We start from the raw sequence: 18,462 nt of genomic DNA, 5'->3' as shown, positions 1-18,462 counted from the left end.
TATAGTTTTTATGCTAGCTATAAGGTTTTTATTGTAAAAGACCGGGGGCACTCTGTCAACGCAAAATGCCCTCGACCCCTCCGTGGTCCATAATCCAGCGAAATACCTCGGATGTAGCAAATGGGGCTCCCACAAGGTTTGCGCGTGGTCCTGACTCTAAAAAGAGCACAATGCCAATCTGTGGGTCATCCGCGGGCGCAAAGCCCATAAACCATGAGTGTACACGGTCTTTCTTGCTCCCTACCTCCGCGGTACCTGTCTTACCAGCAATGGGTGTCTGGACCCATGACACCGCAGCGGCGGTGCCCCCATCAGCGACCGCCGAGCGCATCCCTTCACGAACAGCCTTCAAGTTCTTCTCACTAAACGCAAGCTTCTCAAATTGTTCTGGCGACTTGGCGGCATTCTCGGCGATATGAAGCTCTGCAAGAGTACCGCCGGTGGCAATAGCGGAAAGGGCGCGCGCAGCTTCAAGCGGTGTGACTAACACATCGCCTTGTCCGATACTTGCATGATAGGTATCACCAATACGCCAGATAGGATTTTCTGGGTGAAGTGTTTTCTTTGATTCAGGGTCGGGTAAAAAACCTATTTTTTCACCATCGAGATCGATGCCAGTCGTTTTACCAAATCCAAACTTCTCAAGCCATAATTTAATACGCGCAATCCCCAGCCCTTTGACATCACCGAAGCCACCGCCAACGGTATAAAAATAGACATCGGACGAAACGGCAAGCGCACGGCGCAAATCAACATAGCCGTGTGCCTTCCAGTCGAGGAATCTACTCGGCTGGCTCGGGTTAAATGGATTTGGCAGCTCGAGTGCGCCAGAGCTATACAAACTTTTATGTTCATCAATGACGCCTTCTTCCAGCGCGGCCATCGCTACAAACGGCTTGATAATAGAACCGGGGGCGTAGGTACCAGAAAGTACACGATTAAAAAGCGGAGCGCGCGTACTTGAGAAAAGTTCTGTTGCTTCTTCTTGTGTGAGCCCACGCGCGAATGCATTTGCATCATAGCTCGGTACGCTCACCAAAGATGCCACCGATCCATCTTTTACAGAAAAGATAATCCCGCCGCCGCCACGAAAACCTCGCTCGCGCATAATACGGTCAAGTATTTCCCACATCGCTTCTTGCAAAGGCGCATTGATGGTGGTCTTCATATTTTCACCTTCTTCTGGTCTCACAATAAGACCTCGAGAGACGGTGGATCCTGCCGCATCAAGTTCTTGGTCGCGTCTCCCCGCGATACCACGCAATGGTATATCATATCTACTCTCAAGCCCCGTTTTACCAATAGCTAAAACGCCGACCGCATCACGACCTGCATCTTTTTCAGCTTTTGAGGGTGTGCCTACATATCCTACAAGGTGACTAAATGCATACGGGTGGCGCATTGATCTCCGATACCGAATCTCGCCTTTTTCATCAGTGTATGCTTCATTGGTAGCGATAACGGCTCCCGTGCGGTCATAGATAACACCTCGCGGCGGATCGACATAAGTCGTCTCGATATAATTGTGCTCTGAGCGCATCGTGAGCTCATCGCCGCGTACAACTTGCAACCAAAAGGCGCGGCCAACAAGAAGCAGACCAAAGAGCGTAAGAAGGACACTAAATGATAAAAACGCTCCTTTGCCTATCGGCTTCTCGATGAGTCCTTCAAGGCGTTCTCGTGAGAATCCTGGAATCTCATGGGCGTCAAGAAAAACCTCATCGGGAGTAAGGCCATCATGCGAATGGATTTTTTTCTTCAGCCACCGCATAGATACCTACAGCATACGCCGCACGCATTCCCATAATAAGCGCGAACACAAAAAGGCCTGCGAGAAATTGTCGCAAGGCAAAAATACCACCGCGAAACACGGATGCCTCACTCATGGTGCCTTGCTCAAAAACAAAAAGAGAAAGTACCAACGAAACTTCAATAGTGATACCTACTACGAATGCGACCATAATACTCATGATCGACGATGTATTAAAAAAAGTGATGAGTGTGCGCGTAAACAACCACCCCGCACAAAGCGCGAGTGATAATAAACCAAAAGAAAAAGGGGAGAAAAACTCAGCTACAAGGAGCGCCGAACATACGCTTGCCCAAAAAATCCAACGCATGCCGGGCGCCAACAATGCGACAAAGGGAGCTACCAGTATCATGTCGACAAGGGTATTCATAGAGCATTTACAATTTCTTCTTGTATCTGAACAAAAGAAAGAGTGTAGAGATTGACTGGGCTTTGTACAACAACCGTTATAAAAGGATCCGACGCGCTATCAATAATATTGACAACGGTGCCGATTCCGAGCGGAACACCCTGATCCTCGATAACCCTATCACCTACGCGTACATCAGTGCCGCGCGGGAGACGCGTCTCGAGCAACATCGCCCCCTTGCCGTGCAATTCGGCGGGCACGCCTGAGCGGCTCACGATACCATGAACGATAAAGCCAGGTGCGGTGATCGCCTCACCTTTTGATACCATGCTACCCTTCGCAACCACGACGCCTACTAGTGTATCGCCAGAAACAATTTTTGCGCCTTCGGTAGCACTCATACTGATAATAAAAGTATTTTGGAATTCATCGGCACGACGCGCAATGATACGCACGGCGTCTTGCGGAATGGGACTATCTCCCGAGACGGCGTCTGAAAACAGGTGCACGCCGAGAACAACACTACCCAATCCATCAAGCACGATGCGTTGTGCGGGAACGAGAATTTTTGTAAAAAGAGCGATTGTCGCCAAAAAAAGAACAACCGCGATGATGACAATGCGTACGCTAACTGATTGCCGTTTCATAGTCTGTCTCAACCAGCACGGGTCGTAACATATCAAGATCTTCAAGAATAATACCGGTACCGCGCACAACAGCAGTCAATGGATCCTCAGCGACACGCACAGGAATACGCGTCTCGCGCTCAATAAGCGTAGCGAGTCCGCGCAAGAGCGAACCCCCGCCAACGAGTACAACGCCCCGATGGATGATGTCAGCGACAAGCTCGGGCGGAGTCACTTCGATTGTTTCTCGTACTGCTTTTATCAGCGTTGCGATAGAGCCGCGCATCGCCTCACGAATATCAACATCAGTGACAAGAACTTCACGAGGGAGACCTGTGACCAAGTCGCGGCCACGCATCGTCGCCTCGAGCGCTGTTGGCTGAGGTAATACCGAACCGATAGCAATTTTTAAATCTTCTGCCGTGCGTTCACCCAAAAGCAGTTTAAACTCATCGCGAGCATATTGAATAATATCGTTATTAAGTCGGTCACCGGCCACGTGAAGATTTTTTGCAGCCACAATACCGCCGAGAGAAACGACCGCAATATCAGTCGTACCTCCACCAATATCGACGATCATACTGCCCATCGGATCTTGCACCTCGAGACGCACGCCGATAGCCGCGGCCATGGGTTCTTCTACGAGATAGGCCTCTTTGGTACCTGCAGAGAGCGCGGCGTCGCGTACAGCTCTGCGCTCAACCTCCGTAATGCCTGAAGGGATACCTATCACAACACGCGGACGGGTAAACATTGATGAACGACCGCCCAGAGCCCGTTTGATGAAATAACGAAGCATTTCTTCGGTTATTTCAAAATCAGAAATAACACCGTTGACGAGCGGTCTGACTGCTACGATATGACTCGGTGTACGCCCCACCATACGCTTTGCCTCCGCGCCTACCGCTACGACATGACCCGTCTTTTGGTTGATAGCAATAACGGATGGCTCATCAATAACAATACCGCGCCCACTCACATACACGAGTGTATTTGCAGTGCCGAGATCGATACCGATATCACTGCGCGTCATCGGGAGAAATTTTTCTAGCATACTAACTTTATAAACGATGCGGTATCCATTAATGTTGCATCGGACTCTGTTCGTTTTTTTACCTCGATCTTGCCCTCCTTAACCGTTTTCTCAGAAATCACCACGCGCCACGGAATACCGATGAGATCCGCATCGGAAAATCGCTCGCCCGGCGTCTTGCCTTCGCGATCGTCAAAGAGAACCTCAACGCTTTTTTGTTCAAGATCAAAGATCGCTTTTTGCGCCTCTTCCCTTACTGATGGTGACAGGGCAAGTACATGCACGCGAAATGGCGCTACCGATTCAGGCCAAATAATACCGCGATCATCGTGAGAAACCTCTACGATGGTACCTACAAGCCGGCCAGGGCCAATGCCATACGACCCCATCACCACGGGCTTTTTCTCACCTTTTTCGTCGGTAAACGAAAGGCCAAATGCCTCGGAAAACTTGGTACCGAGCTTAAAGATATTGCCTACCTCGATGCTTTTATTTGACGAAAGCGGTTTTTTACAATTTGGACATGCGGTCACATCACCAATCACCTCTTTGTTGCGGGCAAAGGCGCATTCTTTGCAATAAATAATTTCATCCTCACCTGCCTCGGATACCACCTGAAACTCATGGGAATATTCTTTGGTAAACGCACCACCTGACGCCTCTACACAGTAGGCAGTAAGCCCCACGCGTTCAAATATTTTATAATACGCGCCTTTTGTAATCTCATAAAACGCATCGAGCTCTTCACGCGTCTTACTAAAACTATATAAATCTTTCATCAAAAATTCGCGTCCACGGATGACGCCTGATTTGGCGCGTGGCTCATCACGAAACTTTGTCTGTATCTGATAGACATACTGCGGAAGATCACGATACGAACTGATATGTGAAAGTGCGATTTTTGTCACCGCTTCCTCGTGCGTCCAACCGAGACCCATGTTGCGTCCGCTTCGGTCTTGTAGTTTGTACATTTCTTCAACCTTCCAACGATCAGTGGTTTCCCACAAATCACGCGGTTGCAAGGTCGGCATATGAAGCTCTACCCCACCAATAGCGTTCATCTCTTCGCGAATGATGGTATTGATATTTTCAAGAACGCGCCAACCCAGCGGCAAAAAAGTCCAAACACCGGCAACCAATTTATCGACAAATCCACCTCGAATCAAAAGTTCGGCATTGACACTTACATCATCTTTTGGTGCTTCTCGAAGCGTTTTTGCAAACAAATGTGACTGCAGCATGGGGGTATAGTAGCACCCACCCCCCAAATTGAAAATACCTGAATAACTTATATCAGCCGAGCGATATCCTGCCAGCTTACCCAGAGAAGAAACCCAATAAGGATCAAGAAGAAAAACGAATGGATATACCCCGCAACGCGCGGCGGGATGGGTCGGCGAATGATTTTCTCAACTACAAAGAATGCGATGCGCCCGCCATCGAGCGCTGGAATCGGTAAGATATTGATGACAGCCAAGTGTAATGACAACAATGCAATAAGAAACAGGAACTCACGAACACCGATACGAAAGGTTTCCTGTGCGACACCCGCGATACCTATCGGTCCTACCACCTCACCCGGTACTTCGGCGCCGGTAAACAGACTACCGAAAAACGCGACCATACCCTCTGCGATAAGTTTCAAGAAATTGCCCGTCATTTTCGCGCCGGCGAACGGTGCCTCTAAAACCGATTTGCGAATAATATCAGTTTGGATATTGTTGATGCGCACGCCGAGCGCGCCTTGGCCTTCGGGCGGGGTTATGCGGGGACCCGCGAACACACGGAGCTCACTAGACCCACGCATTACCAAAAATTCAGCTTGACGGCCTCGCTTGCTATCGATATACATATGGACCTCAGCGACATTGACGCTCTCAAGACGATTACCCTCAAACCCTACGATACGATCTCCGGGAAGAAAACCTGCGAGTTGGGCGGGTGTATCTGGCATAACTTCTTCGATAGCAACCTCAAAGCGCGGTACGCCGTACCACGAGATATACGATAAAATCAAAAACCCGACGACAACATTAGCGATAACGCCCGCGGCTACAATAAGCGACTTTACACCGATACCGCGTGACGAAAAACTGCGCGGATCGTCCTTGTCCTCGTCTTCACCAAAAATGCGCACAAACCCGCCAAACGGCAACCAATTGATTGAGTAGAGCGTCTCGCCTCTCTTGATACCAAACATGCGCGGAGGGAGACCCACGCCAAACTCATCAACGCGTATACCAAACCATTTGGCCGTCAAAAAATGCCCAAGCTCGTGTGATACTACCAGCAGTAGTACGACAACGATAAAAATCAGAGCTCCTTCGATGATGCCCATATCTAACCTTCAATCTCCTTTGCCTTTTTTTCTTCTGCGGCAAGAATTTTTTTATTAAACTCATCGACGAGTTTTTGTACGCTTTCTCTAGTGCGAAATTTCATATCTTCAGAAATAGTTTTACTTCGCTCCATATCTTCGACTGATTTCATCGCATGATCGCGTATCCTACGCACACTAATGCGTATGTCCTCCACCTTGCGCCCGAGTATTTTTAAAATCTCACCTCTACGCTCCTCGGAAAGCTGTGGCAATGTAAGACGGATAAACTTCTCTTCGACCGTCACGCCGAAACCAAAATTTGACGAGGCAAAAGCATTTTGAATCTCGGACAATACTGATACATCCCATGGCTGTACGATAATGGTGCGCGCATCAGGCACCGACAACGAGGCAAGCTCGCGAAGCGGCATCTTGTTGCCATAGGCAGGCACTAAAATATTTTCAACAAGCGCTGGGGTAGCGCGTGCCGAATGAATCACTGAAATATCAGCATTGAGGCGCGCGAGTGTTGATTCGAGTTCTTTTTTTGTATTATTGAGCAGTTCCTGCATATAAATGTTTTGGTTGATTAGGGTCGAGTGCGAGTATGATAATATCTTTTTTCTCAGGCAATGCGGTTTGGCGCCAGGTGATGCCACTATCGTCAGTACGATATATTTGATTGCCCGATGTCGTCCAAAAGACTTCGGCGAAATGAGGATGCGTAACAATAGTCGTGATGGGTACTGCACCCGCAGGTATGGGCATACGGATGGAGACCCACGAGAAGCCCTCGTCGCGCGACTCACCTAAACCATAATTGGTAGCGGCAAAAAGTGCTCGACGCATGGGGTGGAAGAGAAGCTGATATATTTTTGAAACCTTGACCCCATCAAACGCGACACGGGGTAATTCCTTCCATAGTCTTCCACGACTATCGGATTGAAACAAGGACCCCTTACTATCAAGCGCCCACACAATACCATCAGGCTCACCATCATCCCAAAAACGCGCGATGCCCGTACCGATGCGTGAGATGGGCTCCCATGAACGCGACTTGCCTCCGTCGCGCGTTTCAAAAATCGTACCATCGGCAACCGCAATAGTGATATGCGCGGCATCCCCTTGATCTACCGCAAGTCCTATCACATCAAAACGGTCGAGCGCGGCCGTAAAAATTTCTTGCGCCGTCTCTTCGGTAAGTCGTATCACACGCGCGCGATTATTTTGCGTAGCACCAATAAAAAGTTGCGTGCCGCTAGCATTTTGGGCGAGTGCAGTGATACGCGCGTCATCGGCAAGAACGCCCTTGGGATCACGCACATGTTCTGCGCTATCTGATCCCGCGCGTACAATAAAGAGACCTCCTCGTTCAGTGCCAATATAGAGCTGCCCCGATCCACCGGACTTAAAGGCGAGAACTCGAGGAACTCCCTGACCCAAACCTGCGACACCCTTCCATGCTGCACCGCCGTCATCAGAGAAAAAAAGGTGAGCGTCTTTGACGACGGATGTTTCTTTTACGGGCGTTGGTGTGGCTGGCTGGTTACGCAATACAATAAAGGTCACCAAAGTGCCCGCCAACGCCACACCGATAATGATAAGAAATACAATAACTATTCGCGGCATATCTCTTCATATTCTACCAAAGATTGTGCACTTATGCGCGCGTTGGTACGGAGTATATCCACACGCCCCTGGCGACGCAGACTATCTGCCTTGGCGCGCGACACCTTGCCAGTCTTGCGTATCGTGTCTTCAAAGCGCGCGAGTGCCCCCGATACACCCTGCCCCAAAAAAGATTGCGTGGTAAGACGCGACAGAAGAGTAGCGGGAATATCCGTAGAATCAGAAACAAGAAAAAACACGGAACCCGCCGGCGGCTCCTCAAGTATCTTGAGCATGGCTTGCGTGGCCTCGTGTGTCATCATATCTGCCTGCAGTATCACAAATGCTTGTGTATCGCCCCCTACCGAGAGCGTTGCCTTGCGTGCGATTTCGTGCGCGTCATCGATACCAAGGGCTTTTTCTTCACCAAAGCGAAAACGAAAACGCGGCTCCAGTTCGTCAAGCGCGGCCACGAGTGCCGCGTCACGCGCTAGAGTATCACTGCCGTAGAAAAAATATGCGTGAGAGCGCGCCATGCTAGCGCTTGGTCATAATACTCTTTTTATAAGTTTCGAGGTGTTCGAGTGCCTTGCCCGTGCCGCGCGCAACACATAACAGTGGGTCTTCGGCGATGTGTGCGGGCACACCGGTCGAGCGATATACCAGCTCATCAATATTGCGTAAGAGTGCCCCGCCACCAGTCAACATGATGCCAGTAGTCGTTATATCTGCGGCAAGTTCTGGAGGAGTATCTTGCAACACAAGTTTAATCGCCTTCATGATCTCGGCCATTGGCTCTTTGATGGCTTCTACGATTTCATTGGTCTTAATCTCAGCGCTCCGTGGAAGACCCGTCAAATAGTCGCGACCCTTTACGATAGTGACAAGCTCTTCTTTGAGCGGTACTGCCGAACCAATACTAATTTTGAGATCTTCCGCGGTACGGTCGCCAATCGCGAGGTTAAACCGTTCTTTGATATAGTCAGTGATTGCCTGATCAACTTTATTGCCCGCAACTTTTGCCGAGGTCGAGGCGACGATACCACCCAAAGAAATGACTGCGGCATCAGTAGTACCACCGCCAATGTCTACCACCATATGGCCACGCGCTTCTTGGATAGGAATACCTGCACCAATAGCAGCCAAGATAGGTTCCTTGACCACATAAGCGTTTTTTGCGCCTGCTTTGAGAGCCGCCTCTACCACCGCTCGCCGCTCGGTCGATGTCACGCCCGCGGGTGCTGATACCATCACCTCGGGTTTAAAAATACGCGGACTTGAGAGCGCCTTGTTTATAAAATAGCGCAGCATCGCTTCGGTTACGCGATAATCAGCAATCACGCCATCACGAAGTGGCCGATATGCAATGATACTTTCGGGTGTACGGCCAATCATTTCTTTTGCCTCATCACCTACCGCAAGCACCCTATGGTTTAAAACGGAAATAGCAACGACTGATGGCTCGTTGAGAACGACACCTTTGCGCGGTATAAACACCAGTGTGTTTGCCGTGCCGAGATCGATACCCAGTTGTTTAGTAAAAAAGCCCATTCGTGTTCTTACCCTATGATTTTTTGCGCTCTATATCAACCCCGATACGGCGCAAACGCGCCTCTATTTTTTCATATCCCCTATCAATTTTATAAATACCTTCGAGCACCGAGGGTCCCTTGGCAATAGCAGCCGCGATGACGAATGCAAGACCAGCGCGGATATCGGGGCTTTCCACGCGTCTTCCGCGAAGTTCGGTAGGACCGTTGACCAACACGCGATGGGGATCGCAAGGAGTGATATAAGCCCCCATGCGATTTAAATCGTCAACATACGCGAGCCTTCCTTCGAAGATTGTTTCAAACACAAGGCTCGCGCCCTGAGCACGCGTAAGCAATACCGTAAATGGCGCTTGTAGATCGGTAGGGAATCCAGGATATTCACGCGTCTTAATCATATCGATAGGCTTTATCTTACCCGTACGCTCGATAAGCATAAAATCTTTGCCAACAGTCACGCGCACACCCATCTCACGCAAAATCTCTATCGGTACCGCCAAATGTTCGGGATTGCATGAAGTAATTTTCACCTTGCCACCGCGTGCCGCAGCAAGTGCCGCAAAACTTCCCGCTTCGATTCTGTCGGGTAATGTCACAAATTCACCAGGGCCTTCGAGTACACTCCCACCCGTACCCTCAATGACAATAGTTGATGTACCAGCGCCACTAATATGCGCGCCAAGCGAGTTAAGAAAATCAGCCAGATGCGGGATCTCAGGTTCGAGCGCGGCGTTGCGAAGCGTCGTAGTACCATGTGCGAGTACTGCTGAGAGCATCATTGCCTCAGTACCCGTCACGCTTACTTTATAAAAAGTAATATCCGCACCGTGTAATCGGCTTGCGGAAAACTCATACTCATCATCGACCACGCGTACACGCGCGCCCATCGCCTGCCAACCCCGCACAAAAAGATCAATGGGTCGTTTGCCAAGAACACAGCCGCCAGGAAATGGAAATCGTACCTTGCCTTGGCGCGCGAGTAGCGGACCCGCAAGTACAATGGATGCGCGAATTTGCTCAGCAATATCGCGACGCAATATATGCCCTTTGATATGTGAAGCGTTGAGCATGCATGCGCGAGCGGTTTTGCCAGTCATTCGCACACCGAGCGCAGCAAGCAATTCGAGCGTACGATCAACATCTTCTATTTGAGGCATATTTTTATATGCGATATCGCCCTTTGTGAGTAACACTGCAGCGAGCCCTTTTAAAATATCGTTTTTAGCGCCACGCACATCAATGCTACCGCGCAAAGGTTTTGATGAGCCAGAAATGTGAAAAGTAGCTTTTGTCATAGTTGCCCCATCATACGGGTTCTTGCGCTTGTGAGCAAGAATTCCTATAGTCAATAGTAATGACTAAGCACCGCCGGAGAATCCTCTTTTGGACGCTGACGAGCCTCTTCTTGCTCTCGGGAATACCTCTTATCTTCTATTCGTTTGGATATCGACTTGATCGTGAGTCTGTCAAATGGCGCATTGTGCGTGCGGGCGGCTTGTCTCTAGCACCTACACCCACTACCGGCGTGCGTATTTTTGTCGACAACACACTCGAGCGGGAGACAAATATTTTCTCGCGCGAGCTCTTTTTGCAGGGCCTCACACCGCGCAAATACCGCGTGCGTCTTGAAAAAGATGGCTATCATACATGGGAAAAAACATTGCGTGTCTATCCTGCCCAGGTTGTGCGCGCGGAAGCTTTACTTGTATCAACTGAAAAACCACAAAAACTCACACACGGAGAATATATTTCCATACAATTCCTCAATGACGATGAACAAGCGCTGATCCTTACGAAGCCGCGCCGCGCTTTTGATCTCTTTTCACTCGATACCCAGACGACCACCAAGCTCCCACCAGCAAACGCAGTAAGTACGGCAACCACTACCTATACAAAAACGGCTCGCGATTTTGTCGCATCAAAAAAAATAAAAACCTTTGCTTACGAGCCGTCACGCATCGTCTGGTGGGACGACCATAGCATCTGGATCAAATGGCTTGATGGCGAAGCGTATCTACCAACCTATGCCGATCGCGATGAATCGAAGCTCATCACTCTTGCGGAAACGATACGAAATATTGCTTTCTATCCTAACCGAGAAGCTTTGGTCGTTGCTACAGACACTACCGTAGATATTATCGAGCTTGACGGGCGCGACCGGCACAATATATTTACTATTTTTCGTGGCAAAAAACCTCATATTCTCGTATCACCCGAAAACGAGCTACTCTTTATACTCTCGGAAGGAACACTCTTTTCAATTCCCCTGCTGTAGATCGCGAGAAAGTGCCTCCGCTACACGCCATATGTCGCCAGCACCCATGGTGACTACCACGCAGTCTTGCTTTGCCTTGTCGCGTACAAATGCCAACGCATCATCAACAGTAGAGGCAAACGACACATGCGCATGGTGCCTAGCTACTTCTTCAAAAAGATTTTTCCCTGTCACCTCACCTGCCTGTTCGCGCGCGGAGCTATAGACATCGAGAATCGCGACCTCATCACTATCACCAAACGCTGTCGCGAAATCGGCAAGAAATGTCTTGGTGCGTGAATAGGTATGTGGCTGAAAAAGAGCGATGATGTGCCGATTGCCATAGTGGTTGCGCAACGCAGAGAGTGTCGCGCGAATCTCGGTCGGATGGTGCGCATAGTCATCGAGCACGACTACCGGTGCGTCGGCATCAGTATAGAGTTCCATACGGCGTTTGGTGCCGCGAAAACCTGCTAGCGCCTTCGTGGCGATCGCGTGCTCGACGCCCAACGCATCAGCAAGCGCCAACACGCCCGCAGCATTTTCACGGTTGTGCTTGCCCCAAAGCGTCAAATTGATTGATTGATCAAGTTCGCTAAAAAATATCGTACGCGCTTTCGTGCCGGATGCCTCAATAAGATCTTTGGTACTCTGGTGTGCTACCACAATACCTTCGGGCGGCATTGAAGCCACGAGCTGCCTAAATACTGCCCTATATTCTTCTTCGTTTTTATAGAAATCGGGATGATCGTATTCGATATTGGTAATCAGTGCCGCATATGGTTTGAGCGCTAAAATTTTTGCTTGATATTCATCGCCCTCCACCACCATCCACTCGCTAGAACCCGTACGCACCGTGCGCCCCCACTCGACCAGCTCGCCGCCGATAACGGCAGTAGGGTCAAAACTCGCGTCTTCAAGAACGCGCGCGAGCATCGCGCTCGTTGTCGTCTTGCCATGCGTTCCCGTTACTACAACCCCCTTTTTTGTATTAAAAAGTTCTGCAAGCGCCTCTGAATATGAGGCGACGGGAATACCAAGTTCACGGGCGCGTGCCACTTGTGGATGATCCACCCCGTATGCGCTTGAGTAAATAACCTTCGATATATCAACGGTTATATGAGAGACATCAAACGAAACAACCGAAATGCCGAGATTTTTCAAAATCTCGGCAGTAAAAAATACCTCCTCGGTGTCAGAGCCAAGAACCTCATGCCCCCATTCTTTATAGAGCGTGGCAATGCCCACAACGCCAACGCCTTTGATGCCGACAAAGAAATATTTCACTCGTAGATAGTTATCTAATCTGAGTACAGGAATCTTTCGTATGCCTTGCGGGCACGCTCAAATTGACCGTAATTATTCATGTGCACCAAATCTCCGTAATCTTCGGGGATCATAGTGGAAGAAAAATCAATAATATACTCAGAAGGAAATGTTTGCTTGATAAGATTATTGGTTGCCTCTCGCTCTGGCTGAGGAATCCCTAAAATTCCATCCTGCAAAGGCGGAGTAAGTGCGATAAATACCGGGAATCCAGCCGCCTCTGCGGTTGCTTTATTCTCAGAATATGCGGCAACAATTTCCTCTGGAGTTCGGTGGAACAAATTAATATCGTTAGTGCCGAAGGGTAAGATAATCACATCAACTCCGGCAGCCAATACCATAGGCATTTGTCCATATGCATCCCAGAGCCCCCCTTTTGGATTATGCGTAACAGTAGCTCCCGTAAATGCGGGGCTATTGTTCCCCACAGGTGTTTGTACGGCTATTTGTTGAACAAGAAAATCACACCATCTTGCCCTGCTCCAATTGAATGTATTTGAGTCACCTAAACATCCTATGCGTATAATGCCATCATTGTTAATATCTAAAATGCGTAGTGGAACAAGTGGATTTACAACCTGGAGTTCTTGAGTATTATTCCCTGTTGCAAGATATATGTGCGGACCATTCATCTTAATTTTGTTACTGGCACCACCTGCATTATATGTAGAAAACAACACGGGACTCATTGGGTTTGATACATCGAGGATCGTAAGCTGCTTGCCAACTGTTTGAGTGGCAATAAACGCCCTCCCCGCTCTGACTACAATGTCATTATTATCACTTGCTAAATCTGCTGATGAAACAAGGGTGAAAAAATTATTATCCGTAGAAAATTCGAAAAAATCAGGCTGCGGAGATCCGCCGTTATTGGATACAACATAAAGAAAACCATTCTTATGGGTTATAGCATTCGCGATGCCGTTGCCTGGGAGATTATATGTTGCGATAAGTGAAATAGCAAGAGGGTTTGAAATATCCAACATCCTAAGTTCTGCTGTCGTATTTGAAGTAACAATATACGCTTTGTTGTTATCAATAGCGATACTTTTTACTTGAGCTCCTACTTCAAAAGAGCCTACTAGACCTGGGCTTTCGGGGTTAGAAATATCTAAAACTAAAAACTCTTTGCCATTGGCACCACTATTATTTGCGGTTCCCAAATAAAGCCTATTATTTGAAACTGCCAATGACAAACCACTTGCAGAGCCAAAAGCATTGTAGCTGCCAACAATCGTAGGATTATCTCGTTGACGCGTATCAACAACGATGAGCTCTCCCGAATCCTTACCAGTTGCTAAATATGCATAGTCTCGTGTTACAATGACATCTTTTACTGGCGCTTCGATATTTAAAGAGGCATGAACACCCGAACCGGTGGTTGTGGCATGATCAAGAACATAGAACTTACCCGCAGCATTGCCAGTAAACGCATAATTTCCCCACACATCGAGCGAAAGAGAGTCTTGGGTACCTGTACTATCGACGCTGTGCACTAAGACCGGTTGAGAATTACTACTTAGGGTAGCTGTTGGTTTGGCAACAATTACCGCCAAGAAGAAAAGGGCTGGGACCACAAAAAGGATATACACGGCGAATTCTCTCTTTAAAGACAGTATGGTTGACACGAGCTTGTTGATACTCTTTTTTATACTCATGGATCTTTGATTACTTACTGATAATCCACCCCACCCCCTATTTATTGCACATTGTAGCACGCTACCTAAAAAAATAAAATGAGCAGGAATTGTGGACACGGAATCTCTGTCTACCATAATAACTCTCACGCAAGCGGAGGTTCGTCGATTGGCGGCGGTAGTGGCTCTTGGGTAATCTCACCAAGACCACCATCAGGTGGTGGAGGTAGCGTCTCGGGTGGCGGCAGAGTTTCTGACACAGGCGACCGGGGCGTCTCGCCATCGTCTGACGGCGGTAATTCTTCCGCGGGTGGTGGTGGGGGCAGAGACTCTCCACTGCCAGATTCTGACGGAGGAGGCGGCGGGTTTTGCAAAGCATTATCAATACATGATCCGGCAACCGTGGTCACCGCGCCGCCTACAACCTTGATACAATACGGCTCACCATTTGATTCATCAAAGAGTGTCACGCCGCTCGGCGCACCTGACTCACCCACTCGCAACTCTTTTGTTTTGATAGCATCAGCTTCGATTGATTTTACAATCATATTGCCATCTTCATCAATAGACCATTTGCCTGACGCAGCAGTGATAGATTTTATATTTTCGATAGACTGCCCACCAAGATTAAGCGCGTACGAAGTAGTCATACGACCCGTCTCTGCGTCGACGACCCACGACTGCGTACTGGTAGCGCTCGCAAGCTCGGTATCAAGCTCGTGCCATCCGAGATTAACAAACATCAGCACTTCGCCAGTTGCGATAGGTGTGCCATCCGGTAAATTCTTCATGGTGACACTAGAGCTTGTATCATCAAATGATTCAAGCGCATAACCCAACACCTTACCTGGCTTTCTGGTACGCATGGCGTACCCCTCGATACTTGATGATGTGAGCGCATCACCCATGCGAACTGATCCGCCCTCGAGCGATACTTTTACTTTTACGCGACCGGCGAGAGCCACGGGCGTCCAGCCATCTTCGTAGTGCTGACTTAACTCAAGACCGGGGCTACTCGATACCACACCGATCACCGCCGTATCATAGGTCTTATCCGAATATTCAATAATTGATGATGTAGCCATGCGCACTACCATACCCGGCTCAAGCTCCACATTGCTCGCGGTAGGATACCACTCGGCGAGATCACTGCCTGTCAGAAGGCGCGACTCGGGGGTAAGAATCTGCGCACTTGATACTTGCGCAAGACCATCATCGCCCGGGTCATCAGTCCACGCATGGAAGAAGTCAACCTTCAATGTTTGTGACAGACCAAAAAAGTTTGTGATAATACCGAGGGCTTCATCAGGTATGGTAGCCACATTCTTGCCCGCAAAAATATCATTGACATAAAAATCGACATGCCCACTATGCGCCTCAAAGCGTAATTTATTATATGCAGTAGTACTAATCGCTTTGTTGAGATTAGTAAAGGTACACGATGAAGCGTTACAAGTAATCCCATACCATGTAGTGATGCCGTTGCTGGTACCACAAGCGGTTGCCGACGAACAATTTGCAAAATAAATACCATCGGTAGTAGCGATTGATGTAAATCCAGCGGCCTGCTGACCAAGACCCGTGAGGATCTCTGCGGTATTATCAGCGTTTGCGCTTGGCAATACCTGCGTCTCAAAGATCGTATTGTTGCTAGCTGTATAGCTTGTAAATATATCATTGCCCGATGTTGCACCCGCCTGATACCAAAGACACCCGGGTGAACCTGATCCTGCACTAATGGTCAAAATGCCCTTGGCCTCGGCATCAGTCAGCGCAAATGTGCAACCATTGGTTTGAACCGACTCTTCAAGACTCCACTCATCATAGGGCGCCGAAAGAGATGGATTAGCAGCTACATAAGAAAATGTCGGTCCGCGATTAAAGTTTTCTTCATAATATTGGAAGCGTTGGTTGAGCGTATCGGCAAGCACCTGGCCGTACCGACGCGTACCCGCAAAGGTAGTGGTAGCGGAAAGATTGAGCATCGCGTAACCAGGAGTCGTCGTACCAATCGCAATTTTATTGTTACTATAGAGATTGAAAAATTTCGACCCAGCGTTAAACCCACTGCCAATTTCGAGAGAATAATCAGCCGTGGTCGCCGCACCAATACCAAGACCTCCCGCAATATAGGTATCGACACCTACACTAAACCCACCCAATGTACTTTCTGCCACTGATGGCGTCGAAGTGCTGATGCCAACTCGACCATTTGAATACACGTAGAAATCATTACCTACCACAAAGTCTCCATCACTCGTGGTCGCATTCCCTACCCCGAGACCGCCTGATACATAGAGATCTGAAGTAGCGCCTCCTCTGCCGATGGCTACATCACCGGGGTTGAGGAAAAGATTTGTGGGCGATGAGGTGCCAAAGCCAACGACACCTTTTTGAGAAACAAAAATAAACGGCGAAGATGTACCCGTATCAGCGACTACAAAGACTGGCTTTCGAGCTTTTGCAATAATGCCACTACTAATCTGTTCTATAGAAAACTTACCCCACGGAGTAGTAGTCCCCACACCAATTGCGCTATGTCGATTATAGGTACCTAAAAGCACACTTCCATGAAAATTCGGCAATCCAAGACAAATACCATCTTCGGTTTCACAAAAAGCTAGACCTCCGTCGAGCGAGAGATCGCCACCACCACCATTTGCACCGAATGCAGTAGATCCTCCTCTACCGCCCTGAATCGCAATCTCGACCCCTCTGGTCGCATCATACGTCTGCACTGGCTCAATGTGATATGTTTTTGGCCCTCCTGCGCCTTTTCCAAAAGTAAGATCGCCGTCGAGAAAAATGCCTCCATTGGTAAATGTGCTTGTTCCCGTTCCGACAACTCTCAAAATCCCACCAATATAGGCGAGATTAGATGTCTCGAGAACCCCATCAGCCGTCGTCGCATTCCCTACTCCCAAACCTCCGGAGAGGTAGGCATCAACATTAGTGCCGGCAGTAGCTCCACCCAAAGCAAATCCTGCCAGAGGTTGGGAAGTAGTACCTCCTGCCAAGAGATTTGCACCAAGCCAGGTATTGCCGGAGATATGTGCAGTTGAGGAAGCGTTGAAGACTGCCGTACCCGTGAGATCAAGAGGGTTGTCAGCGATATGGAGACGGCCTGCGATTGATGAAGATGCTGATGAGACAAAGCCGTCATTGAAATGCCATGCTTTTGCGTCAGTCGCCGATGATGACGCCGTGTAGTACTTGGTGCCGGAGAGTGAACGATAGATGAGGTTGGGTGTACCTGCTCCACCACTCGCATCCGTTCCACAAATGATCGCGCCACTACTATTGGTATCCAACGAATCACATGAAGGAAGGTTTGTTTGGAAAGCGTTGGCGAAGATTCCTCCCGTGAAAGTGGAGGTAGCTGATCCGCGAGAAATGACGCGGCCACCTACATAGATATTGTCGGAGGTTTCGATGATGCCATCAGCCGTGGTCGCATTCCCTACTCCAAGACCACCAGAGATGTAGGTGTCACCCGAGACAGCGAGTACGGCGAGGGGTTGTGAGGTTGTCGCGGCAAAGATGTTTGAGTAACCGATGAGTGTTGCTCCCTGTACCGTTGATGAGGCATATATGGAAGAGCCGGTGGTGGTCGCGAAGATGTCACCCATGGAGTAGAGGTTGGTTTTGACATCGAAGCGAGTGCCGGTGAGTGCAAGGTTGTTGCCAGCCGTGTAGGTGGTGTCGGTATCAGCATCAGTGCCACAGATGATCGCGCCATTCGCATCGGTATCAAGAGTACTTGCTCCCGTACATGAAAGAATATGTTCGAGGCGGATAGAGTCAGCAACTATTCCTCCTCCGGTGAAGGTGGAAGTACCGGTGTTTGCTTTGATGAGGTTGCCGAATACTCCGTAACTTGATGTTTCAAGTACACCATCAGCCGTGGTCGCATTCCCTACTCCAAGACCACCAGAGATGTAGGTGTCAC

General features: G+C 49.0%; 15 protein-coding genes. 1 reads left to right on the top strand and 14 read right to left on the bottom strand.

Features of this window, described 5'->3' with window-relative positions; genetic code table 11:
• Positions 1-55: 55 nt before the first annotated feature.
• From AAB417_02635 to murA, 11 genes are read right to left on the bottom strand one after another with little or no spacing between them, the layout of a single operon-like run.
• Positions 56-1,771 carry a penicillin-binding transpeptidase domain-containing protein gene (locus AAB417_02635; GenBank protein MEK7630899.1) on the bottom strand — a complete coding sequence of 572 codons (1,716 nt, stop codon included), beginning with the start codon at positions 1,769-1,771 and terminating at the stop codon, positions 56-58.
• Positions 1,737-2,180, bottom strand: a complete 444-nt coding sequence (locus AAB417_02630) for a hypothetical protein (GenBank protein MEK7630898.1) — start codon at positions 2,178-2,180, stop codon at positions 1,737-1,739. Before AAB417_02630 ends, AAB417_02635 begins: the two co-directional genes overlap by 35 nt.
• Positions 2,177-2,806 (bottom strand): rod shape-determining protein MreC, encoded by a 630-nt coding sequence (locus AAB417_02625; protein MEK7630897.1) that lies wholly within the window; start codon positions 2,804-2,806, stop codon positions 2,177-2,179. Before AAB417_02625 ends, AAB417_02630 begins: the two co-directional genes overlap by 4 nt.
• Complete coding sequence (locus AAB417_02620; protein MEK7630896.1) at positions 2,787-3,839, bottom strand: rod shape-determining protein; 1,053 nt, start codon at positions 3,837-3,839, stop codon at positions 2,787-2,789. The genes AAB417_02625 and AAB417_02620 overlap by 20 nt, the downstream gene beginning before the upstream one ends.
• Complete coding sequence (locus AAB417_02615; protein MEK7630895.1) at positions 3,833-5,059, bottom strand: aminoacyl--tRNA ligase-related protein; 1,227 nt, start codon at positions 5,057-5,059, stop codon at positions 3,833-3,835. Before AAB417_02615 ends, AAB417_02620 begins: the two co-directional genes overlap by 7 nt.
• Before the next feature lie 47 nt (positions 5,060-5,106).
• Positions 5,107-6,156: a site-2 protease family protein gene (locus tag AAB417_02610; GenBank protein ID MEK7630894.1), complete on the bottom strand. Its 1,050-nt coding sequence runs from the start codon at positions 6,154-6,156 to the stop codon at positions 5,107-5,109.
• A 2-nt stretch (positions 6,157-6,158) separates the two neighbouring features.
• Positions 6,159-6,710, bottom strand: coding sequence for a ribosome-recycling factor (locus tag AAB417_02605; GenBank protein ID MEK7630893.1), 552 nt, complete (start codon positions 6,708-6,710; stop codon positions 6,159-6,161).
• Entirely contained in the window at positions 6,691-7,767 is a 1,077-nt protein-coding gene (locus AAB417_02600; GenBank protein MEK7630892.1) for a hypothetical protein, read from the bottom strand. Before AAB417_02600 ends, AAB417_02605 begins: the two co-directional genes overlap by 20 nt.
• Positions 7,755-8,282 carry a hypothetical protein gene (locus tag AAB417_02595; protein MEK7630891.1) on the bottom strand — a complete coding sequence of 176 codons (528 nt, stop codon included), beginning with the start codon at positions 8,280-8,282 and terminating at the stop codon, positions 7,755-7,757. The genes AAB417_02600 and AAB417_02595 overlap by 13 nt, the downstream gene beginning before the upstream one ends.
• A 1-nt stretch (position 8,283) precedes the next feature.
• Positions 8,284-9,297, bottom strand: coding sequence for a rod shape-determining protein (locus AAB417_02590; GenBank protein MEK7630890.1), 1,014 nt, complete (start codon positions 9,295-9,297; stop codon positions 8,284-8,286).
• Between the two features lie 13 nt (positions 9,298-9,310).
• Positions 9,311-10,591, bottom strand: a complete 1,281-nt coding sequence (gene murA / locus AAB417_02585; GenBank protein MEK7630889.1) for a UDP-N-acetylglucosamine 1-carboxyvinyltransferase — start codon at positions 10,589-10,591, stop codon at positions 9,311-9,313.
• A gap of 59 nt (positions 10,592-10,650) precedes the next feature.
• Here murA and AAB417_02580 point away from each other — a divergent pair, with 59 nt between their 5' ends.
• Positions 10,651-11,571, top strand: coding sequence for a hypothetical protein (locus AAB417_02580; GenBank protein ID MEK7630888.1), 921 nt, complete (start codon positions 10,651-10,653; stop codon positions 11,569-11,571).
• On the opposite strand, the gene AAB417_02575 is transcribed toward AAB417_02580, so the two are convergent.
• The 3 genes from AAB417_02575 to AAB417_02565 all read right to left on the bottom strand — a co-directional run.
• Complete coding sequence (locus tag AAB417_02575; GenBank protein ID MEK7630887.1) at positions 11,554-12,837, bottom strand: cyanophycin synthetase; 1,284 nt, start codon at positions 12,835-12,837, stop codon at positions 11,554-11,556. The two genes, AAB417_02580 and AAB417_02575, sit on opposite strands and share 18 nt — an antisense overlap.
• A gap of 14 nt (positions 12,838-12,851) precedes the next feature.
• Positions 12,852-14,534, bottom strand: coding sequence for a GDSL-type esterase/lipase family protein (locus tag AAB417_02570; GenBank protein ID MEK7630886.1), 1,683 nt, complete (start codon positions 14,532-14,534; stop codon positions 12,852-12,854).
• Positions 14,535-14,659: 125 nt separating this feature from the next.
• On the bottom strand, positions 14,660-18,462 hold a 3,803-nt coding region (locus tag AAB417_02565), incomplete at its 5' end, for a hypothetical protein (GenBank protein ID MEK7630885.1).

This window comes from Patescibacteria group bacterium, assembly GCA_038064855.1.
Classification (GTDB): Bacteria; Patescibacteriota; Minisyncoccia; order Ryanbacterales; family GWA2-47-10b; genus SICQ01.
The sequence above is the reverse complement of the archived record's forward strand: the minus strand, read 5'-3'. Positions and strand labels throughout refer to the sequence as shown.